The 1,508-nt window shown below is 56.7% G+C and carries 1 rRNA gene; it reads left to right on the forward strand.

Annotation, left to right across the window (positions count from 1 at the left end):
* Positions 1 to 1,508, forward strand: a 23S ribosomal RNA gene (locus tag K1I43_RS15365); the annotation flags it as partial.

Below are 1,508 nucleotides of genomic sequence, written 5' to 3' on the forward strand. Positions count from 1 at the left end.
CGTCGTCGGTAGGGGAGCGTTCTAAGGGCGTCGAAGCTAGACCGGAAGGACTAGTGGAGCGCTTAGAAGTGAGAATGCCGGTGTGAGTAGCGAAAACAGAGGTGAGAATCCTCTGCACCGAAAGCCTAAGGTTTCCTGAGGAAGGCTCGTCCGCTCAGGGTTAGTCGGGACCTAAGCCGAGGCCGAAAGGCGTAGGCGATGGACAACAGGTTGATATTCCTGTACCACCTCCTCACCGTTTGAGCAATGGGGGGACGCAGGAGGATAGGGTCAGCGCGCGACTGGTTGTGCGCGTCCAAGCAGTTAGGCGCCTCAAGTAGGCAAATCCGCTTGAGTAGGCTGAGCTGTGATGGCGAGGGAAATATAGTACCGAAGTGCCTGATTCCACACTGCCAAGAAAAGCCTCTAGCGAGGTGAGAGGTGCCCGTACCGCAAACCGACACAGGTAGGCGAGGAGAGAATCCTAAGGTGCGCGGGAGAACTCTCGTTAAGGAACTCGGCAAAATGACCCCGTAACTTCGGGAGAAGGGGTGCTCCCTCGGGTGAATAGCCCAGGGGAGCCGCAGTGAAAAGGCCCAAGCGACTGTTTATCAAAAACACAGGTCTCTGCGAAGCCGTAAGGCGAAGTATAGGGGCTGACACCTGCCCGGTGCTGGAAGGTTAAGGGGAGCGCTTAGCGCAAGCGAAGGTGCGAACCGAAGCCCCAGTAAACGGCGGCCGTAACTATAACGGTCCTAAGGTAGCGAAATTCCTTGTCGGGTAAGTTCCGACCCGCACGAAAGGTGTAACGACTTGGGCACTGTCTCAACGAGAGACCCGGTGAAATCATAGTACCTGTGAAGATGCAGGTTACCCGCGACAGGACGGAAAGACCCCGTGGAGCTTTACTGCAGCCTGATATTGAATGTTGGTGCGACATGTACAGCATAGGTGGGAGACTGAGAAGCCTGGACGCCAGTCTAGGTGGAGTCGCCGTTGGGATACCACCCTTGTCGTACTGAGATTCTAACCCGCACCCCTGATCGGGGTGGGAGACAGTGTCAGGTGGGCAGTTTGACTGGGGCGGTCGCCTCCCAAAGCGTAACGGAGGCGCCCAAAGGTTCCCTCAGAATGGTTGGAAATCATTCGTAGAGTGTAAAGGCAGAAGGGAGCTTGACTGCGAGACCTACAAGTCGAGCAGGGACGAAAGTCGGGCTTAGTGATCCGGTGGTTCCGAATGGAAGGGCCATCGCTCAACGGATAAAAGCTACCCCGGGGATAACAGGCTTATCTCCCCCAAGAGTCCACATCGACGGGGAGGTTTGGCACCTCGATGTCGGCTCATCGCATCCTGGGGCTGTAGTCGGTCCCAAGGGTTGGGCTGTTCGCCCATTAAAGCGGTACGCGAGCTGGGTTCAGAACGTCGTGAGACAGTTCGGTCCCTATCCGTCGCGGGCGTAGGAAATTTGAGAGGAGCTGTCCTTAGTACGAGAGGACCGGGATGGACGCACCGCTGGTGTACCAGTTGT

This window comes from Anoxybacillus sp. ST70 (assembly GCF_019553625.1).
GTDB lineage: Bacteria > Bacillota > Bacilli > Bacillales > Anoxybacillaceae > Anoxybacillus > Anoxybacillus gonensis.